Here is an 18,606-nt window from a genome sequence, read left to right on the forward strand (position 1 = left end):
TATGTAGCATTGAGCCTGCTAAAAATAAGTTCACGTTTCACCTAAAATCACCATTTGCAGTGATATTGAGTTTTTCTCTTTTCAGGTCTAATCACCGCTTTAAAAGCAGAGTTTTCTGTCACGGTTCACGCAGCATTTTTTGTGCAGACAGATGTATTGAGCACAACGGACTGCTGTAAAAATGAGAGATTGAGGAAAAGTGAAAATGAATAAGTGGGTGCTGATTGGGTTAAGTCTATTGAGTTTAGGATATTCATGGTCGAGTGTTGTAGCGACTGAAATTGTGCATACTCTGAGCTTTCCAGAAGAACAACGTATTGAAAAACAAGCTGCGGAAGCACAGTATTTAGCGGCAGAAAAGCCTGTGATGACTTCTGCAAGCAGTACTGCAAAATAAAAAAAGATGTAATCAAAAAAGTGCTGCCATGTGCAGCACTTTTTTTGAAATTGATTTGGGTTGCTTAGAGTGGCTTGGCTGTTTGAATTTTTTCTTTAAAGCGGTGTTTGCACTTGAGGCATTGAAAATCCAGAAAAATATTCTGATCGACAATTACACCTGCTTTTTTACCAAAGCGATGCCCAAGAAAACCGCCTGTGATTCCCACACTAATTGCCCCGACAAACGTGCCAATCGTGCCGCCCATAATTACGCCCAATGGTCCTGCGGCAGTACCGATTGCCGCACCAATAGAAGCTCCTGAAGCTGCGCCGCCTACTGTACCTGCTGCCGTACCTGCAGAGCCTAATAATACGCCACCAATTTTTTGTAAGTTTTGTTCATGGTTGCGTTTTTCAACTTGAGTTGAACCACATTTCGGACAGGTGATACTGTGTTGCATCAACGGATTGTCTTGTGTCATGACTGTAAATTGCCTTATGCTCATGCCGCATGCATCAATGCACGCAGACGATCTAAAAAGTGCTGTCTAGAGCAGCAATCAGAAAAACTAGACTGCTGAATCACTGTTATTTCAAGTGCAGCATGGCGTAGCACCAAAGTTTTGTAAATAAAATATATGTAAATGAGTTGTTTAAGTTTAAAAAAAGCATAAAAAAAAGAGCGCCTAAGCACTCTTTGATCATCGGGTTTAAATGATGAACCAACATCAGTTTTCATCGACCTTAATCGCGTACAAATTCAACTGTACCGTTTGCCAAAGACTTTACTCGTGCCAATGATTCAACGCGATAGCCTTTTTCAAGCAATAATTCACGACCCGGCTGGAATGACTTTTCAATCACAATCCCAATACCCACGACTTGTGCATTGGCTTGATGGATTAAATCTGCTAAACCGAGTGCAGCTTGACCATTTGCCAAAAAGTCATCAATTACCAAGACTTTGTCGCTAGCGCTAATATGTTTGTTTGAAATGGCAATCGTACTCTCAGTTTGCTTGGTAAATGAAAATACTTTAGAGCGGTATAAATCATCTTTTAAGGTTAACGATTGATATTTACGTGCAAAAATGACAGGTACGCCAAGTTCTAAACCTGCCATTACTGCAGGCGCAATGCCAGAAGCTTCGATAGTAATAATTTTGGTGATGCCTGCATCTTTAAACAAACGCGCAAATTCTTGACCAATTTGCTGCATCATCACTGGGTCAATTTGATGGTTTAAGAAAGAATCGACTTTTAGAACCGCTTCGGATAGAACGATACCTTCGGCTAAAATTTTCTGTTCTAGTGCATGCACGGGAGAATCCTCAAGGGCAGGTGCTTTTTAAAGCAAAAGCGTATTTTAAAAAGCACCTGAAAAAATGCAAGAAGAATTTACCAAAGGGTGAATAGCTGCCATGCTGTGCTCAGCCACTATATTCTAAATTAGCTGGTTGGACCTTTATAGCCTGTGAGCAATAAGCCATAAGACTTGTCTTTGTCTTGGTGGGTGACTTTTACAGGCAAGTAGTCAAGTTTAGGTGCCAACCAGAAAATCGTATCACGGTTCGGTTTGTTGTGTTTTAGCACCACTTTAATCGTGTCAAAAGTACCGTAATTGGTTTTGATCTTTTCGGCACCTTGTTTAATAAAGCGACGTGATTCAACCTCGCTATGGTCGGCAATATAGTAGCTCGATTTTAAACCGCCACTTTTTAAATCTTCACGGATTTGCAGCTCTGCATTCAACTCATCCAACACGCCCGCTTTCCACGCAAAAGAACGGGTATCGCCGTCCTTTTTGGTGTTAATAGTTTTTGCCGAAGGATTGAAATTAATACTCATGGTATTGTTATGAACTAAAATCTTACTGCTGCGGCTGAAGCTAGATGAGCCAATTTTGCCATCATTAAAACTAAAACGACTAGTTTCTGTGGCAGAAGCGATTACGCCAGCTTTAGCAGCAAACACATAACTCCATTGGTTACCTGTTTTGCTTAAAGTTCGTGTTGCAGAACCTAAGTTCTTACCATTGTAGTTAAATTGATAACTGGCTTGGAAAGGACTCATGGCAAATGTTTGGCTAGAGAAACCAGCCATGAACAGTGCTGTAGACACACTGGCTGCCATACCCATTTTTTTCAATACATGATTTGCCATTGCTGAGATATTTCCTCTGTAAATAGGGAGATGCAATTTACTTGCTTACTGCCATTATAGGTGTTGAATATGAAGAGAAGATTAGGAAATATGCGGTAAGTGTCGTTTTTCTGTACGAATTCTCTTGCAAAGTTTTAGTCTCGCTTTATTTTTGTTTCAGCGGTGTGACTTGGGTATCTGCAAGAGAGTCTTCCACATTATCTAGTTTTTCTTCAGACATTTTGCGGAACAATGCGGTCAAATTGACGTTGCCAGTCAGGACCAATTCCGCTTCGCGTAATACCGCATGATTCACATGAACTTTACTGAGTGTATCAATGATAGAGCGGTTTTTACCTAACCAGCGATTTAAGTCTAAATGCAGTAAATCATCTTTGACTTTAATAACTTTGAGTTTTTCCAAAATCATGCCCAAAGGGTCATCATTGCGTATTTTTTGATAGTAAAATAAAGCACACTTAACCGCGATTTTATGTAAAAAGCTTGGATAACTCGCCTCAATGACCTGCGTGTCACTAATTTGTTCAAACACGATGAGCTGAGTATCTTTATTCAATTCCATCAGCACCAATTTTAAATCGACAGATAGAGTAATATTCAAACCGTTATAATCTAGGGTTGCGTAAAGACGTAACCAATCGTCGTGTAAGTCTGCATGCAGATCTTGCAACATTTTCACATTATCGGTCACAAAGCGCTGAAAAGTCGCATTTAAAAAGACCTGAGATAATGGAAATTCACGTTCATCCTCAATAAATCCTTCAGCTTTTTGGTACACTTGACGGATACGTTGAGAGATATTGGTGATCAGGGTTTGCATACGGCTGTCCAAGTCGGTCATTTATTCTTTACAGATACAAATATTTTGTCGAATTGTATTAAAAATACAGGAATAGAAGCTTGCAGTTTAACAAAATAAGTTGCACCATTTTTAAGATTTAAGGCTCAGTAGTCAGTTTTTGATGAACTTTGCAGTTTTGCAATAAAGCAAAAACTGAGCAAAGTTATAATGCTCTTTAGTTTATACCGCATTTGGCGGCTTGGGGAATCAGACTTTTTGTCGGATTAATGTGATGCTAAAAAAAATTCAATTGATGCCTTCTGCGCAAAATTGGTGGAAAGATCCTATTTTTGCTGCAGCGTTGCTGGTGGCTGCTGTACTGCACGCATTAATTTTGGCAGTGCAGTTTGCTGCACCACAACAAAGCGATGCTGCGGTCAAGGAAATTGCGGTATCGGTACGCATGAGCGATGCAAAAGTTGAAGATGCAGATTTCTTAGCTCAAGCCGACCAGCAAGGTTCAGGTACATTCCGTGAACAACATCGCATCTCGAGTGACATGCCTGCGCCCATGACCGAACAAAGTGCAGGGGAGCAGCAATTAGAAAGTTTAGAGCGTATGCAGCAACAGCGTGAATTAAACTTTAAAGAAAAAGTGTTGATGACCACGCTCAGTTGGCAGAAACAGGCGGCAGAAAATCAGCGCAAAAAAGCCATGCAGGAGTTGAATAGTCAATTTCAAGCTAAGGCGGCCATGGTTGCCAGTATTGAAGCGCAATATTTACAACGCCAACAAAACTTTAGCCGTCAGCAAAAAATTAAAACCATTGATGGAATTCAGGCCAAGCAAGATAACACTGCGGGCTATATGGAAAAATTCCGTCAAAAAGTCGAGTTTTATGGCAACCGCTATTACCCCGAACAGGCCAAAGCACAGAATTTAGCGGGTGAGGTGCGTTTAATGGTAGTTTTAAACAGCAATGGTGGGATTCGTGCCATTCGTTTAATTGAAAGTTCAGGTCATGCCATGTTAGATGAAGCAGCCAAAGCTTCGGTACGCAAAGCTGCACCTTTTGGTGCATTTGATGCGAAAATGAAAGATATTTCGGAATTGCGGATTGTGCGAACGTGGCGTTTTGACCCTGCCGAAGCTGAATTTGAAGTGCGCTAGTTTTCTTTCTCTCTAACTCTTTCCCAAAAGGAGAGAGGATTTCGTGTAGTGTCTAACCATCATAGATTCTTGCTTATGTTTTTTTCTACTGAGAATTTCAGGAATGACTTGATAAAGTAAGAAAAACAAGATCTTTTCTTGTACGCAGCCATATCCTTCTAGTTTCAACAATCATAAGATTCCAATAAATGTTCTCCTTCTCTTTGGGATAGAGTCAGAGAGAGCGCGGTTTTAAACAAAAAAGCGAGCCTTAGCCCGCTATTTTTATAGTTTTCTAGAACTTCAAATTCAATCTCTTTCCACGTATGGATTATCCAAACCCAACTTGGCAAGAATCTCTATTTCCAAAGCTTCCATTTCTTCGGCATCTGCATCTGAGGTTTCATGATCATAGCCCATAAGGTGCAACGTGCCATGTACCAACATGTGAGTGAAATGCGCCAATGGTGTTTTAGCTTGTTCTGCAGCTTCCTGCAAAACCACAGGAATACAAATCACCAAATCACCAATAGGGAAACTCGGTAAAACTTGTGCCATTTCATCGGGTAAATCACTTGGAAAAGACAAGACGTTGGTAGATTTGTCTTTTTTGCGATATTCCAAATTGAGCTTGTGACTTTCGGCATGATCGACACAAGCAATTCCAATTTCACAATCACTTTGGGTGTCTAAATGTCTTAAAGTGGTTTCGACTACTTTTTTCAAATAGGCACGTTTTAACACTAGCTCAGGCGCTTGAATGTCCTGTTGCAGGCTCAAACTTAATTTCAAAATGAATCCTTAATTCTTCAGTTTCGTTGCAGAACACATAGCAATTAATGCTGTGCATCTGCTGCGGCGTCATTTTCCGCAATTAATGCTTCTTGACGCGCTTTACGTTCTGCACGTGCTTCGGCACTTAATCGCTGTTGCTCACTGTCCCAGCCTTCATAGGCTTCAACAATTTTTTGCACCAACTGGTGACGTACCACATCGCGAGAGTGGAAACGGGTAATGTGAATTTCATGCACATTTTCCAGTACCCGCAAAGCATGTGATAAGCCAGATTGCTGACCACGTGGTAAATCGACCTGAGTCACGTCACCTGTAATGACTGCACGTGAACCGAAGCCCAAACGTGTCAGGAACATTTTCATTTGTTCAGGGGTGGTGTTTTGCGCTTCATCCAAAATCACAAAAGAGTGGTTGAGGGTGCGACCACGCATATATGCCAGTGGTGCAACTTCAATCACTTGACGTTCAATGAGTTTGGCGACTTTTTCAAAACCCAACATTTCATACAAGGCATCGTATAGTGGGCGCAGATAAGGGTCAATTTTCTGAGTTAAATCACCTGGTAAAAAGCCCAGTTTTTCACCCGCTTCAACCGCAGGACGCACCAATAGAATCCGTTGGATTTCATTGCGTTCCAGCATATCTACGGCAGCAGCAACGGCTAAATAGGTTTTACCCGTACCTGCAGGGCCAATACCAAAGGAAATATCGCTTTGCAAAATACGCTGCACATAACGCTTTTGGTTGGCACCGCGTGGGTTAATACGCCCTTTGCGGGTTTGCAACCAAACAGCATCTAGTCCAGTATGCTCTTGCCCATCATCCGATTGTAATTCACGGTCAGTTTGACTGCCCTGAATCATCATGTGGAGCGTGTCTGCACTAATTTGTGCAGAGCTTTCCGCTTCTTCATGTAGGCGTTGCAAGAGCGTTTCGGCTCGCTCAACTGCATCAATGTCCCCATCTATAAAAAAGGCGTCACCACGATGGGAAATTTGCACGTCTAGACGTTGTTCGATTTGTTTCAAATGTCCGTTATAAGCACCGAGCATGCTTTTTAGACGTTCCATTGAAATGCCAGGAAAAGTTACTGTACGTCGAATCGCTGCAGTCAAGAGAATTCCTTAATCTGTTATTGGACTTTAGCTCCTACATTACGCCACGTCAGGTTCAAGATTCAAGAGTTCACCGTAAACTAAATTCAAAGTTTTAATCTCGGTGATCTCAATCTCCGCAAAGCGTCCGACCCAAGCAGGGTCACCAATAAATGTTACTAAACGTGTATTGTCGGCTGTGCCCACTAAAATGTTCGGGTCTTTGTCTGAAACATTTTCAATCAGGACACGTTGTACTGTTCCGAGCATGGCATCGGTCTTATCAATACTTGATTGTTTGATCCATTGCTGAACTTTGGCTAAACGCTCTTTTTTAACATCTTCAGGTGTGGTGTCTTCAAGTTCCGATGCAGGTGTTCCCGGACGTTTTGAGTAGATAAAACTATAAGAATGGTCAAAATCCATATCTTGAATAAACTGATAAGTTTCTTCAAAGTTTTGATCAGTTTCACCTGGGAAGCCAATAATAAAGTCGCTAGATAAGTGCATGTCTGGGCGTACTTTACGTAATTTGGCAATCTTATCGATATACACATCAATAGTGTGGTTACGTTTCATGGCTTGTAACACATCATTCGAACCACTTTGCACAGGCAAGTGTAAATGCGACACCATTTGCGGTAAATCACGGTAGCATTGAATCAAATCATCATTAAATTCTAGAGGGTGTGATGTGGTGTAGCGAATACGACCAATGCCAGGCACTTCGGCAACTAAACGCAGTAAATCTGCGAAAGTACAAATTTTGCCGTCAAAAGTCTCACCACGGTAACCATTCACGTTTTGACCGAGCAAGCTAATTTCACGTACACCTTTTTCGGCCAAAGTCGCAATTTCAGCTAAGACATCATCTAAAGGACGTGAAACTTCTTCACCACGGGTATATGGCACGACACAGAATGAGCAGTATTTTGAACAGCCTTCCATAATCGATACAAAGGCCTTAAAGCCTTCAACTCGCGGCTCAGGTAGGAAGTCGAACTTTTCGATGTCTGGGAAAGAAATATCCACCAGTTTGATTTTTTCTTTCTTTGGTTTTTCGACCTGATCGTGGTGTTGATCAAGCATTTGCGGTAAACGGTGTAAGGTTTGTGGACCAAAAATCATATCCACATACGGGGCACGCTTTTGAATATTGTCGCCTTCCTGAGAAGCGACGCAACCGCCTACGCCAATCACCAAATCAGGATTTTTTTCTTTAAGCTTGCGCCAACGTCCTAATTCAGAAAATACTTTTTCTTGGGCTTTTTCACGAATTGAACAGGTATTCATGAGCAAAATATCGGCATCGGCAGGGTTGCTGGTCAGCACATAGCCGTGCGAGTCGCCCAAAAGGTCTGCCATACGGTGACTGTCATACTCATTCATCTGACACCCTTGCGTTTCGATATACAGTTTTTTAACTGAACCGTCGGCTGGGGTGTGCTGTGGCTGGGTAACAGTGTTTTCTGAGGCAGCTTGGGCACCATTGGGGATGAAGGTTTGAACCGTCATGTAGGCTCCTAAGAGATAATTCACGTGTTCGTTTAAAAAAATAAACGGAATAGATAAAACAAAGGGGCGTATTTTAGCAGGAATTCAAGATAAACTGACAGACTTTAATCCATGCATCACATACTTGAAATGTGAAGTAAAATTGTTGGCAGTTTGATTTCAAGATTAATATCGTCTAATCAGAAGGTTACATAACAGAACACAACTTGGGTTCTAGAGTAATTAAACTAAGTTAAATGATTGGATGCGAACCTCGAGGCAAAAGTAAATGACTGAAGGCAAGCGAATGCTGCAAATGATGAATCAAAATAATAAATTAACGAAAAAGCTTGTATTAAGTCTGGTCTCGCTTGCCGTAATGACAGGTACGCATGCCGCAAATGAACAGTTTAATGATGCACTGCGCGCAGCCAATTCAGGCGATGTCGATTTATTGCAGCAGTATCAGCATGCCATGCAAAATGATGTCTTGGGCTACTATCCTGAATACTGGGCACTGAACACCAATTTGGGTATGCAACCTGCCAGTGCCATTGTGCAGTTTGCACAGCGTCATCCACAATCGGCGATGGCAGAAAAACTCGCAGCCGATTACATCGAAGAAAAAGTGAAGCAGGCCGATTTTAGCAGTGCCCAACCTGTGCTTGCCTATGTGAGTAATGCCGATCAGGCCGAAAGCTGTGCCATAGCACAAGTCCGTACCCGTTCGGGTGATCCTTTGGTGGTCGCAGAATTTAAAGATGTGTGGCTGAATACCAATACGCAACCTGAATCTTGTACAGGTTTGGGGCGGATGATGCTGTCGAGTCCGTTAATGACTCAGCAAGATAAGCAGCAACGCTTATGGGCACAATTGCGTGCAGGGCAGTCAGGACTCGCTTTAGCGACTGGGCAAAGTTTAGGTATGAATATCAGTTTGGCACAATTGAACAGCATTCAAGCCAATCCACTGAATTATTTGTGGTCTGCGCCTAAAGCAAGCAACGAAGACCATGCCTATCTTATTTATGCGATCGGACGTTTAGCCGATAGCGATTTAGACTCGGCACTTTCTTCACTAAAACGTAGTGTAGAAGGTACGCCAGAATCGGTACAAAAAGCCTTGTATCGTGCTGTGGGATATATTGGCGGCACTACAGTCATGAAAAACAATTTTAAGCGTGAAGTGTTAAATGCCTTAGACGCCAGTTATGGCTTACCTTTTAGTCCCGAAGAAGCAGAAATTTATGCCCGTCAGGCGATTCGTTTTGGCGCATGGGAAAGTGTGATTCGTGCTGTAGACAGCATGAGTGTGACTCAAAAACAGGAAGATCGTTGGCAATATTGGTTGGCACGTGCTTCAGAACAACGCAATGATGCAGCGTCGAAACGTAGTGCACAAAATATTTATAAAAAACTGGCGCAGGGTGATGATTATCACAACTTGTTGGCGAAGGATCGTCTTGGGCAAACCTACAATACGATTCCTGCGAATACGCAACCAAGTACCAATGACTTACAACGTTTGAATCAGGATATTCACTTTAACCGTGCCTTTGCTTTGCGTGAAATTAATGCACCTGCCAATTATGTCAACCGTGAATGGAACTGGGCGGTACGTCAGGCGTATTTAAGACAGGATGATGGTTTGATTTTAGCAGCGGCTAAGCGTGCGACCGATATGGGTTGGTATGATCGTGCCATTTATGCAGCAGATCGTACTGTAAATAAGCACAACTATAGTTATCGATATGCCATGCCGCACCGTAATTATGTGGTGAGCCACAGTCAAAATGCAGGTATCGACCCCGCTTGGGCTTATGGACTGATGCGTCAGGAAAGCCGTTTTAATACCACTGCGCGTTCGCATGTCGGCGCAGGTGGACTGATGCAAATCATGCCCGATACGGCACGTTTAGTTGCACGACAAATGGGTGAAACTTATAATCCTGCCGCGCTAAGTGATATGAATACCAATATTCGTTATGGCACATTTTATTTGTCGACCATTCAGAGACAGTTAAGCAATAGTCCAGTACTCGCCACAGCGGGATATAACGCAGGGCCGAACCGCGCGCGCCGTTGGCAGCCCGAGTTTCAAGCGATTGCTGCAGACCAATATACCGAGAGTATTCCATTGTTAGAAACACGTGACTATGTCAAGCATGTCATGACCAATGCCACACATTATGGTGTGTTGTTGGGGCAAGGTGGACAATCGATAAGTAGTCGTATGCAACATATTCCACCGCGAAATACACCTTAGATTAGAGAAAATTTATAAGTGATACAGCTTGATGATCGTGTCGGTCGTTAGATGTGTAGAATATTGGACGCATAAAATCGTAAGGGGGCTGAAGCATTGAAAGTGTGGATGAGTACAGTTTTACAGCCAATTCAAGTGACACTGCTCGGTTTGTGTGGTGCAGCTTTGGTTTTGTGTACGCAAAATGCATTTTCTGCCCCCGTGCAAGGCTATGTGATGTCTGTGCAAATGACGCCCGCCGTGTGTTTAATCGATTCGAGTAAAAGCAAAAAGCGTAAATGTTTAGAAGGCTATTCACTGAATATTGAAGGCTTATATCCTGAAGTTGCTGCGCGTGAGTGCAGTACTCAGTCATCGGCGAAGTTGCCGCCTTTGCAAGCCAAAGTGGTGGCGCGGGTCATGCCTGATGAAGCTGCACGGGTACAATTGTGGCAAGCCATTGGTGGCTGTGTGCCCATGAATGCCAGCCAATATTTCCGGATGATCATTAACAATGCTGATCGGATTAACGTGCCTTCGGTATTGACAGGGCAAGACACGCAGAGCGTGCAATTGTCACAACTGCGAAGTTTGTTTCTCAAGTCCAATTCAGGTATGTCATTTAAAAGCGTGCATTTTCAGTGCTCTAACCATCAAGGCAAAAGTTATTTAACTGAAATCAAAATTTGTTATAACACTGCAGGGCGCTACAAGCAGTGTAGTGCGGCGGTTGAATCCAATTGCCCGAATCAGTTTGTTATTAAAGGTTCTTACTAGCATATTAGGTGCCTGTATTTTTTGACTTTTAAGATTTTTGAGAAATTTTATTCATATTTTCTATCAGACTTTTGTGGAATTTGATGTGCTTTTGCATGCATCTGATGAATGATTGGAGTACAATCTTTCGCGTTTATGATTATTAAGATTAGATAGAACAGCTATTTAATCGCATTGACTATCCTCTCAATTGGAGATAATTACATGAAGCAACCTGTTCGCGTTGCCGTTACTGGCGCTGCTGGTCAAATTGGTTACAGCCTATTATTCCGTATCGCTAGCGGTGAAATGTTGGGTAAAGACCAACCAGTTATCCTTCAATTATTAGAAGTTCCTTTTGAGAAAGCTCAAGCTGCGCTTAAAGGCGTAATGATGGAACTTGACGACTGTGCTTTCCCATTATTGGCTGGCATGATCGGTACTGATGATCCTAAGGTTGCATTTAAAGATGCTGACTACGCGTTATTGGTTGGTTCTCGTCCACGTGGTCCTGGTATGGAACGTGCTGACCTTCTTAAAGTAAACGGCGAAATCTTTATTGGTCAAGGTCAAGCACTTAACGAAGTTGCTAGCCGTGACGTTAAAGTTCTAGTTGTTGGTAACCCAGCGAACACGAATGCTTATATCGCAATGAAATCTGCTCCAGATCTTCCAGCGAAAAACTTCACAGCAATGTTACGTCTTGACCACAACCGTGCGTTAACTCAACTTGCTCAAAAAGCTGGCGTTGCTGTTTCTGACATCAAAACAATGACAGTTTGGGGTAACCACTCTCCAACAATGTATGCTGACTACCGTTTTGCAACTGCAAATGGCGAAAGCTTAAAAGACAAAATCAACGATGCTGAATGGAATAAAGACGTATTCCTTCCTACAGTTGGTAAGCGTGGCGCTGCGATCATCGAAGCACGTGGTTTATCTTCTGCCGCATCTGCTGCAAACGCTGCAATTGACCACATGCGTGACTGGGCGCTTGGAACAAACGGCGAATGGGTAACGATGGGTATTCCTTCTGATGGTTCTTACGGTATCCCTGAAGGCGTAATGTTCGGTTTCCCTGTAACTTGCGAAAATGGCGAATACAAAATCGTTCAAGGTCTTGAAATTGACGAGTTTAGCCGCGAGCGTATCAACTTCACGTTAAACGAACTTGAAGAAGAACGTGCAGCAATTGCTGACATGATTAAATAATTTAATCTGCTAGATTAAGTTAAAACTTCTTTGGAAGTGATGCCAGTCAAACTAAACGTTGACTGGCATTTTTTTACACTTGATTTTTTTTGAAATTAAATGCTTATCATCATTTTAGTTTGTATGGTTTATCAGATTTAAAAACTGATGGCGGGATATAAAATAGGCTGATTGACCTACATGATAATCTAAATTAGGTGGAATACGCGCGTTTCCTTTTTCAAATCTTCTCTCTGTTATATCCGTTATTGTTGCAAGTGCCCAAAGATCGGATGTTTCGTTTTGGGGCTTTTATCTTCATTGTTGTCGGTACCATTGGCGCATTTCAAATTTTGGATCTAAATCAAGCATTGTAAGTTTTGATGGGTGGTTTAGGGATGATGTTGGATCACACTTCTTTTGGTTTTACTTCTAGCAGGCGTGTTTATTAAATAACGTCGGTGTGAAATTGCATCCATTCTTATTTTCACGTTAAACGCTACAGCCCGCAAAATTGACCAGTTGCTAACTTTAAATTTGCGTAGAAAAAAACCAGTCTGTGTGCATTGAGGGTTTTTTTTAGCCTAAACAAGGTTTTGGAAATTTAATGCTGTAGATATTCGATATTGATTTGAAGGATTAATTTGAATGACTTTCACCACATAGAAAACCCATCCTGAATTGGATGGGTTTTTCAGTTTTTAGCAAGTAGCGGTTTAAGCTCGTTCTAAAGCTGCACTTTTTCTGACTCTTGGTAAATACAATAATCGGTAGGTGATGGTAAGAAGGATCACCCACAATGGGCTGACGATAAGTGCTTTAAGAGTATCTGGTTCTAAGCTTAAAATAATTAAGGCGAAAAACAAGAAGACAAGTACAACATAGCTCATCCACACACCACCTGGCATTTTAAAGGTTGAGCGTTCATGCAATTCTGGTTGTAATTTACGATAGCGCAAATAGCACACCATAATTAGTCCCCAAATACTAATAAATAAAATCACACACAGAGAGCTGGCCAAAGTGAATGCTTCAATGGTATTGGGTACAAAATATTGTAAACCTGCACCCGCCATAATAAAGAAGCATGAAAAAATCAGTCCTTGTGCAGGAACAGCGCGTTTGGATAAGCGTGCCAAAGCCTGTGGCGCCTGCTTGGTTCTGGCTAGACCAAATAACATGCGACTGGTAGAAAACACACCACTGTTCATCGATGACATCACTGAAGACAGTACTACTAAATTCATGATAATCGCAGAGGTTGGAATTCCTGCATGTAGAAATAAGGAAACAAAAGGACTTTGATCGGCAGGAATTTGGTTCCAAGGCGTTACAGACATAACCACCAATAAAGACAGGACGTAAAAAAGAATAATGCGAGTTGGAATCGCATTTACTGCTTTAGGTAGATTTTTTTCAGGGTCTTTGGTTTCTGCAGCCATTGTGCCTAAAAGCTCAACCCCGACAAAAGCAAATAAGGCAATTTGGAAACCTGCTAAAAAGCCATTGCCGCCTTGTGGAAACATGCCGCCATGTGTCCAAATATTACTGAAGCTTGACGCCGTACCATCAGGGGATTGAAAGTGGTTGAGCACCATAAAACCACCAATAAAAATTAAACCCAAAATGGCTAAAATTTTAATCAGGGCAAACCAAAACTCAATTTCACCAAAGAGTTTAACTGTGAGTAAGTTAAGTCCGAGTACAAATAAAACACATCCCACACTAATTAAGGCTTGTCCTGTGGGGGTAAAGCTAACCCCGGCGGGTAGCCAAAAGTTGAGATAATTAATGATAGCTGCTAAGTCTGCAATACCCACCAAAACCCAACCAAGCCAATATGACCAGCCAATATAATAGGCAGCTCCTGGGCCAATTAAGTCATGTGCCATATCAATAAAAGATTTGTAATGCAGATTGGATAATAAAATTTCACCCAAAGCGCGCATTAAGAAGAAAAACATTAGACCAATAATCATGTAAATAAACAGAATAGAAGGTCCTGCCAGTGAGATGGTTTTGCCTGAGCCCATAAACAGCCCTGTACCAATCGCGCCACCAATGGCAATTAACTGTAAGTGTCGGTTGGACAATTTGCGCTGCAGTTGATCCGGAGGAGACTGCAAAGAATTTTGCGAAGTTTGTGTCATTTCAATGTCCTTATTGAGTTTTTTAACGGTAGCCATTGGCGTACTGAGTTCGCTTAAGCGAGCTGAAAATCCTATTTAGCGCAATTCCTTTAAATATGAGGAAGATTTTAAATGCTACGGTTTATAACTGTGTTGCGGTAACTGCAATTTCAATACGCCAGTTTGGATTGACCAATTCTGCTTGAATGGTTGCACGTGCAGGTTTAGGACAGTCTATCAACCACTCTGCCCATAAGGCATTGACCACTGGAAAATCGGCAAGATCTTTTAAAAAGAGCTGTGCAGAAAGCAAGTGTGATTTATCACTATTGGCCTGAGCTAAAAGTTGTTCAATGGTATTGAACACGTTTCGTGTCTGAGCGTCTATGTCGGCTTCAGGATTGCTTGGAACTTGTCCTGAAAGATAAACCACATGATTAAATACAGTCACAGCACTCATAAAATCATTGCTGTGTAAATGTTGGATAGAATTGGGCATCACTATTTCCTTGTGGAGAGGGAGTGCATAAATGCAACTGGGTCAAACGTATAATTAAAATATGGAAAACATTTCTTATGTGGCTGCAATAGAAAAAGGCACGCGCGGTGTGACGGCACACATTAACTCATAACCGACTGTGCCTGAGGCATGCGCAACTTCATCAATACTTAGCAAAGTACCTGCAGCAGATTTGCCCCATAACACCACTTCGGCACCAATATCGGCATCGGTCACATGGGTGAGATCGACGGCCAACATATCCATGCTCACCCGACCAATCAGACGTGTTTTACAATCATTGACCAACACAGGTGTGCCTGTTGGAGAAGTGCGCTGATAGCCATCGGCATATCCGCAAGCAGCAATACCGATGCGCATAGGGTGTTCCGCTACAAAGTTGGAACCATAGCCGACACTTTGACCTGCCACCAAAGTCTGTATGGAGATAATTTCTGTACGCAAACTCATGGCAGGTTGTAATTGCCAGCTTTGACTACAATGCTTTGGATAGTCAGGAGAGCTGCCATAAAGCATGATGCCGCCACGGACAATGTCAGAGTGGAGCTCATGGCTGTGACGTAAAATTGCTGCACTGTTACTGACGGTCACCGCTGCAGGAAATGCTTGAATGATGTGTTGGAATTGCGAATATTGTTGCTGAATTCCCGAGATACCAAAACGTTCACCATCTGCATCTGAAAAATGCATCATGTGTGTCAGACTCGCTACAATCTCTAATTCAAGCAAGCGCTTCCAAGCCTGAGCATAGTCTTCAGGTGCAAAACCCAACCGATTCATGCCTGCATTCATTTTGACAAAAATATGAAATCGCGCTGTGGGATGGCTAGACTGAAATTGCTGTAACCATTCAATTTGTAGGGTGTTGTGTACGGTAAAACTAAAATTAAAGTCGTGACAATCCTGTAAGTCTTGTACAGAAAAAATGCCTTCCAATAATAAAATATCGCCTTGCCAACCCAAAGTTCGTAAGCGTTTTCCTTCAGCGAGATCAAGCAAGGCAAAACCATCTGCTTGTTGTAAAGCAGGGTAGACCCGTTCAATACCGTGTCCATAAGCATTGGCTTTAACCACGGCATACACTTTTGATTTTTTTGCATGACATCGAGCAATCGCTAAGTTATGACTTAAGGCATCTAAATGAATCCATGCCCGTATTGGTCGTGACATAAAGTTCTTCCTTGAACAAATTGACTTTGCGTTTAATCCGTTCGCTGTATGTTTATAAACTAAGCTGCTAAGGTGGTGTGATAACGCTGCAGAGATAAACCTTCAGTGCTAATTTCTGTACTGCGTCCCATCACCAAATCACTGATCAACTTTCCTGAACCACACGCCATAGTCCAACCTAAAGTGCCGTGTCCTGTGTTAATAAATAAATTTGGATACTGTGTTGCACCAATAATTGGTGTGCTGTCTGGTGTCATTGGGCGTAATCCTGTCCAGAAAGAAGCTTGTTGCAGATCTCCACCTGGAAATAAATCATGCGTCACCATTTCCAAAGTTGCTCGTCGGTCTAAATTTAAGCCCAAATTAAAGCCACTCAATTCAGCCATGCCGCCCACGCGAATACGTTGATCAAAACGTGTGATCGCAATTTTATAGGTTTCATCCAAAACGGTAGATTGAGGTGCTAAGTCTGGCTGAATAATTGGAATAGTGAGTGAATATCCTTTTACTGGATAAACGGGTAAATCGAGATGCAAAGGCTTTAAAAAATCACGTGAATAACTGCCAAATGCCAGTACATAGCGGTCTGCTGTCAGTACCTGACCATTGACCAACACACCTTTAATAGCATTGCCTTCTACAATGAGTCGTTCAACTTTTTGATTAAATTGAAAATTAACCCCTAAGTTCTTGGCATGTTGAGCTAAAGCTTTGCTAAATAAATAACAATCACCCGTTTCATCATTGGGTAAATGTAAGCCGCCGACTAATTTGTCTTGAGCATTGGCTAAGGCGGGTTCAACCTGTGTCAAACCTGCAGCATCGAGCAATTTAAAGTCTACGCCAGTTTCTTGTAGGACTTGAATATCACGTTGCACAGCTTCAAGTTGTACTTCTTTACGGAAAATTTGCAGGGTACCTTTGGCACGGTTTTCGTAGTGGATACCTGTTTCTTGACGCAAGCTGCGTAAACAATCACGGCTATATTCTGCAACACGAAGCATGCGCTCTTTATTAATTGCGTATTGATTGGCGCTACAATTTTTCAGCATTTGTAACATCCACTGCAATTGCCACATGCTGCCATCAAGCTGAACCGCCAAAGGCGCATGATGCTGAAACATCCATTTCACAGCTTTAAATGGAATACCCGGTGCAGCCCACGGTGTAGAGTAACCTGGTGAAATTTGTCCTGCATTACCAAAACTGGTTTCTTCTGCAGGGCCGGCCTGACGGTCTAATACTGTGACCTCAGCCCCTTGTTTTGCTAAATAATAAGCACTGGTCACTCCAATGACGCCACTACCTAAAACAATTACACGCATGTGCTTGTCCTAACGCTATCCCTAGTTTATTTAACTAGTATATTTTTGGTTCAATAGTGAAATTTGCTATTTTTAGGGTAAAATTCTAGTGAATTCGTAGGATAATTCGCAGAAACTATAAAATAACAGGGATTTTAGATGCGTAAATTAGACCGTATAGATCGGATGATTTTAGATATATTGCAAAAGCAGGGCAGAATCGCAATTAGTGAGTTGGCAGCGATGGTCAATTTGTCGACCACGCCTTGCTCAGAGCGGGTAAAACGCTTGGAACGTGATGGGATTATTATGGGTTACCACGCCCGTTTAAGCCCAGAATTACTAGATAAACGCTTATTGGTGTTTTTAGAAATTAAGCTTTCTGCAAAATCAGGCGATGTGTTTGAGCAAGTTGCACGAGATTTGGCAGATATTCCTGAAGTTTTAGAATGTCATTTGATTTCTGGGGACTTTGATTATCTAGTCAAAGCGCGTTTAAAGGAAATGAGTACCTATCGTAAGTTGCTAGGCAATATTTTAAAAAAACTACCTGCCTCGGCATCCTCACATAGCTATGTAGTGATGGAGGAAGTTAAAGAAAGTACGTATTTAGATTTGAGTGTATAGTTGTACAAAAAATAACATGCTGCAACTCGGCTACTGCTGAATTGTGCCTCATAGCAGGTTAAGGTCATGTAAAACACAAGGCGAACCAAAGGAGGATGGCATGTTTGACCAACAACCGACTTTAGAACTGTTATTTGAACAATTGGGTCTAGATGCAGACCAAGCAGCAATTGATCAATTTATTCGTGACCATCAATTACCTGCAGAAACGAAATTACATTGTGCTGAGTTTTGGACGGAAGGGCAACGCCAATTTTTGCTAAGTCACTGGAAACAAGATGATGATTGGGCCATTGTGATTGAAACTTTAAATGAGCAATTACATAGCGATCAACATCCGAGTGTTTAATCTGTATGTAAGTTAAAAAAAGTACTTAAGTGAAATCAAAAAATTTCATCAAAAAAGCGCCAGTAAACTGCGTGCTCACAAAAAGATACAACAAACCCAGTCGAAAGGCTGGGTTTTTTATACAAAGTGTTATAAGTTGGTTGAATAAGGAATTACAATGAAACTAATAAAAGGGGGCAAGGTGCTCATGCAAAATACTCCATCATTAGCCATGTTATTCAGCCAACTCGGTTTAGCCAGCAGCCCTGCAGCCATTGAACTGTATGTACGTACGCATCAATTACCTGCACATATTAATTTACATGAAGCGCCGTTTTGGAATAAATCACAACGTGAATTTTTAATCAGTCATTTGGTACAAGACGATGATTGGGCCATTTGGATTGATGAACTCAATCAACAATTGCATTTAGATGCTTATCGTTTACAAGCTGTTTAGGTTCAAGTCATTATCATCTTTA

The 18,606-nt window shown here is 41.8% G+C and carries 19 protein-coding genes; 8 read left to right on the forward strand and 11 right to left on the reverse strand.

Features of this window, described 5'->3' with window-relative positions; genetic code table 11:
- Positions 1–205: 205 nt before the first annotated feature.
- Positions 206–397, forward strand: coding sequence for a hypothetical protein (locus tag K1T76_RS02160; protein ID WP_070155253.1), 192 nt, complete (start codon positions 206–208; stop codon positions 395–397).
- A gap of 64 nt (positions 398–461) precedes the next feature.
- On the opposite strand, the gene K1T76_RS02165 is transcribed toward K1T76_RS02160, so the two are convergent.
- The 4 genes from K1T76_RS02165 to K1T76_RS02180 form a co-directional block, all read right to left on the reverse strand.
- Complete coding sequence (locus tag K1T76_RS02165; protein ID WP_070155254.1) at positions 462–860, reverse strand: hypothetical protein; 399 nt, start codon at positions 858–860, stop codon at positions 462–464.
- A gap of 262 nt (positions 861–1,122) precedes the next feature.
- On the reverse strand, positions 1,123–1,698 hold the full coding sequence (locus K1T76_RS02170) for a xanthine phosphoribosyltransferase (RefSeq protein WP_070155258.1): 576 nt from the start codon (positions 1,696–1,698) through the stop codon (positions 1,123–1,125).
- Positions 1,699–1,826: 128 nt separating this feature from the next.
- The gene (locus tag K1T76_RS02175) at positions 1,827–2,540 is read right to left on the reverse strand and encodes a DUF3108 domain-containing protein (RefSeq protein WP_019836925.1); all 714 of its coding nucleotides are present in this window, start codon (positions 2,538–2,540) and stop codon (positions 1,827–1,829) included.
- 145 nt (positions 2,541–2,685) lie between these two features.
- Positions 2,686–3,360 carry a hypothetical protein gene (locus tag K1T76_RS02180; RefSeq protein ID WP_026438082.1) on the reverse strand — a complete coding sequence of 225 codons (675 nt, stop codon included), beginning with the start codon at positions 3,358–3,360 and terminating at the stop codon, positions 2,686–2,688.
- 274 nt (positions 3,361–3,634) lie between these two features.
- On the opposite strand from K1T76_RS02180, the gene K1T76_RS02185 reads away from it, so the two are divergent.
- Positions 3,635–4,492, forward strand: coding sequence for an energy transducer TonB (locus tag K1T76_RS02185; protein ID WP_230245606.1), 858 nt, complete (start codon positions 3,635–3,637; stop codon positions 4,490–4,492).
- A 288-nt stretch (positions 4,493–4,780) separates the two neighbouring features.
- Here K1T76_RS02185 and ybeY read toward each other — a convergent pair whose 3' ends face one another.
- Genes ybeY through miaB form a run of 3 tightly spaced genes read right to left on the reverse strand, consistent with a single transcriptional unit; the run spans position 4,781 to position 7,875 of the window.
- On the reverse strand, positions 4,781–5,263 hold the full coding sequence (gene ybeY, locus K1T76_RS02190) for an rRNA maturation RNase YbeY (protein ID WP_019836928.1): 483 nt from the start codon (positions 5,261–5,263) through the stop codon (positions 4,781–4,783).
- Positions 5,264–5,307: 44 nt separating this feature from the next.
- Entirely contained in the window at positions 5,308–6,381 is a 1,074-nt protein-coding gene (locus K1T76_RS02195) for a PhoH family protein (protein ID WP_230243983.1), read from the reverse strand.
- A 39-nt stretch (positions 6,382–6,420) separates the two neighbouring features.
- On the reverse strand, positions 6,421–7,875 hold the full coding sequence (gene miaB / locus K1T76_RS02200) for a tRNA (N6-isopentenyl adenosine(37)-C2)-methylthiotransferase MiaB (RefSeq protein WP_004976194.1): 1,455 nt from the start codon (positions 7,873–7,875) through the stop codon (positions 6,421–6,423).
- Between the two features lie 358 nt (positions 7,876–8,233).
- Here miaB and K1T76_RS02205 point away from each other — a divergent pair, with 358 nt between their 5' ends.
- From K1T76_RS02205 to K1T76_RS02215, 3 genes are all read left to right on the forward strand, one after another.
- A complete protein-coding gene (locus tag K1T76_RS02205) occupies positions 8,234–10,120 on the forward strand; it encodes a lytic transglycosylase domain-containing protein (protein ID WP_230245607.1) in 1,887 nt (628 codons plus the stop codon).
- Between the two features lie 108 nt (positions 10,121–10,228).
- A complete protein-coding gene (locus tag K1T76_RS02210) occupies positions 10,229–10,876 on the forward strand; it encodes a ribonuclease T2 family protein (protein ID WP_070155267.1) in 648 nt (215 codons plus the stop codon).
- 204 nt (positions 10,877–11,080) lie between these two features.
- Entirely contained in the window at positions 11,081–12,067 is a 987-nt protein-coding gene (locus K1T76_RS02215) for a malate dehydrogenase (protein WP_019836931.1), read from the forward strand.
- Between the two features lie 695 nt (positions 12,068–12,762).
- Here K1T76_RS02215 and K1T76_RS02220 read toward each other — a convergent pair.
- From K1T76_RS02220 to K1T76_RS02235, 4 genes are all read right to left on the reverse strand, one after another.
- A complete protein-coding gene (locus K1T76_RS02220; RefSeq protein WP_230243984.1) occupies positions 12,763–14,196 on the reverse strand; it encodes an amino acid permease in 1,434 nt (477 codons plus the stop codon).
- A 121-nt stretch (positions 14,197–14,317) separates the two neighbouring features.
- Positions 14,318–14,674 carry a RidA family protein gene (locus K1T76_RS02225; RefSeq protein ID WP_070155269.1) on the reverse strand — a complete coding sequence of 119 codons (357 nt, stop codon included), beginning with the start codon at positions 14,672–14,674 and terminating at the stop codon, positions 14,318–14,320.
- 75 nt (positions 14,675–14,749) lie between these two features.
- Positions 14,750–15,865: an alanine racemase gene (alr, locus tag K1T76_RS02230; RefSeq protein ID WP_070155271.1), complete on the reverse strand. Its 1,116-nt coding sequence runs from the start codon at positions 15,863–15,865 to the stop codon at positions 14,750–14,752.
- 59 nt (positions 15,866–15,924) lie between these two features.
- Complete coding sequence (locus K1T76_RS02235) at positions 15,925–17,190, reverse strand: D-amino acid dehydrogenase (RefSeq protein WP_070155273.1); 1,266 nt, start codon at positions 17,188–17,190, stop codon at positions 15,925–15,927.
- 138 nt (positions 17,191–17,328) lie between these two features.
- On the opposite strand from K1T76_RS02235, the gene K1T76_RS02240 reads away from it, so the two are divergent.
- The 3 genes from K1T76_RS02240 (at position 17,329) to K1T76_RS02250 (ending at position 18,584) form a co-directional block, all read left to right on the forward strand.
- Entirely contained in the window at positions 17,329–17,796 is a 468-nt protein-coding gene (locus K1T76_RS02240) for an Lrp/AsnC ligand binding domain-containing protein (protein ID WP_070155275.1), read from the forward strand.
- A gap of 100 nt (positions 17,797–17,896) precedes the next feature.
- Positions 17,897–18,145, forward strand: coding sequence for a DUF2789 family protein (locus tag K1T76_RS02245; RefSeq protein ID WP_070155277.1), 249 nt, complete (start codon positions 17,897–17,899; stop codon positions 18,143–18,145).
- A 181-nt stretch (positions 18,146–18,326) separates the two neighbouring features.
- The gene (locus tag K1T76_RS02250; protein WP_026438086.1) at positions 18,327–18,584 is read left to right on the forward strand and encodes a DUF2789 family protein; all 258 of its coding nucleotides are present in this window, start codon (positions 18,327–18,329) and stop codon (positions 18,582–18,584) included.
- Positions 18,585–18,606: the final 22 nt, after the last annotated feature.

The organism is Acinetobacter sp. PW68, from assembly GCF_020982655.1.
Lineage (GTDB): Bacteria > Pseudomonadota > Gammaproteobacteria > Pseudomonadales > Moraxellaceae > Acinetobacter > Acinetobacter towneri_A.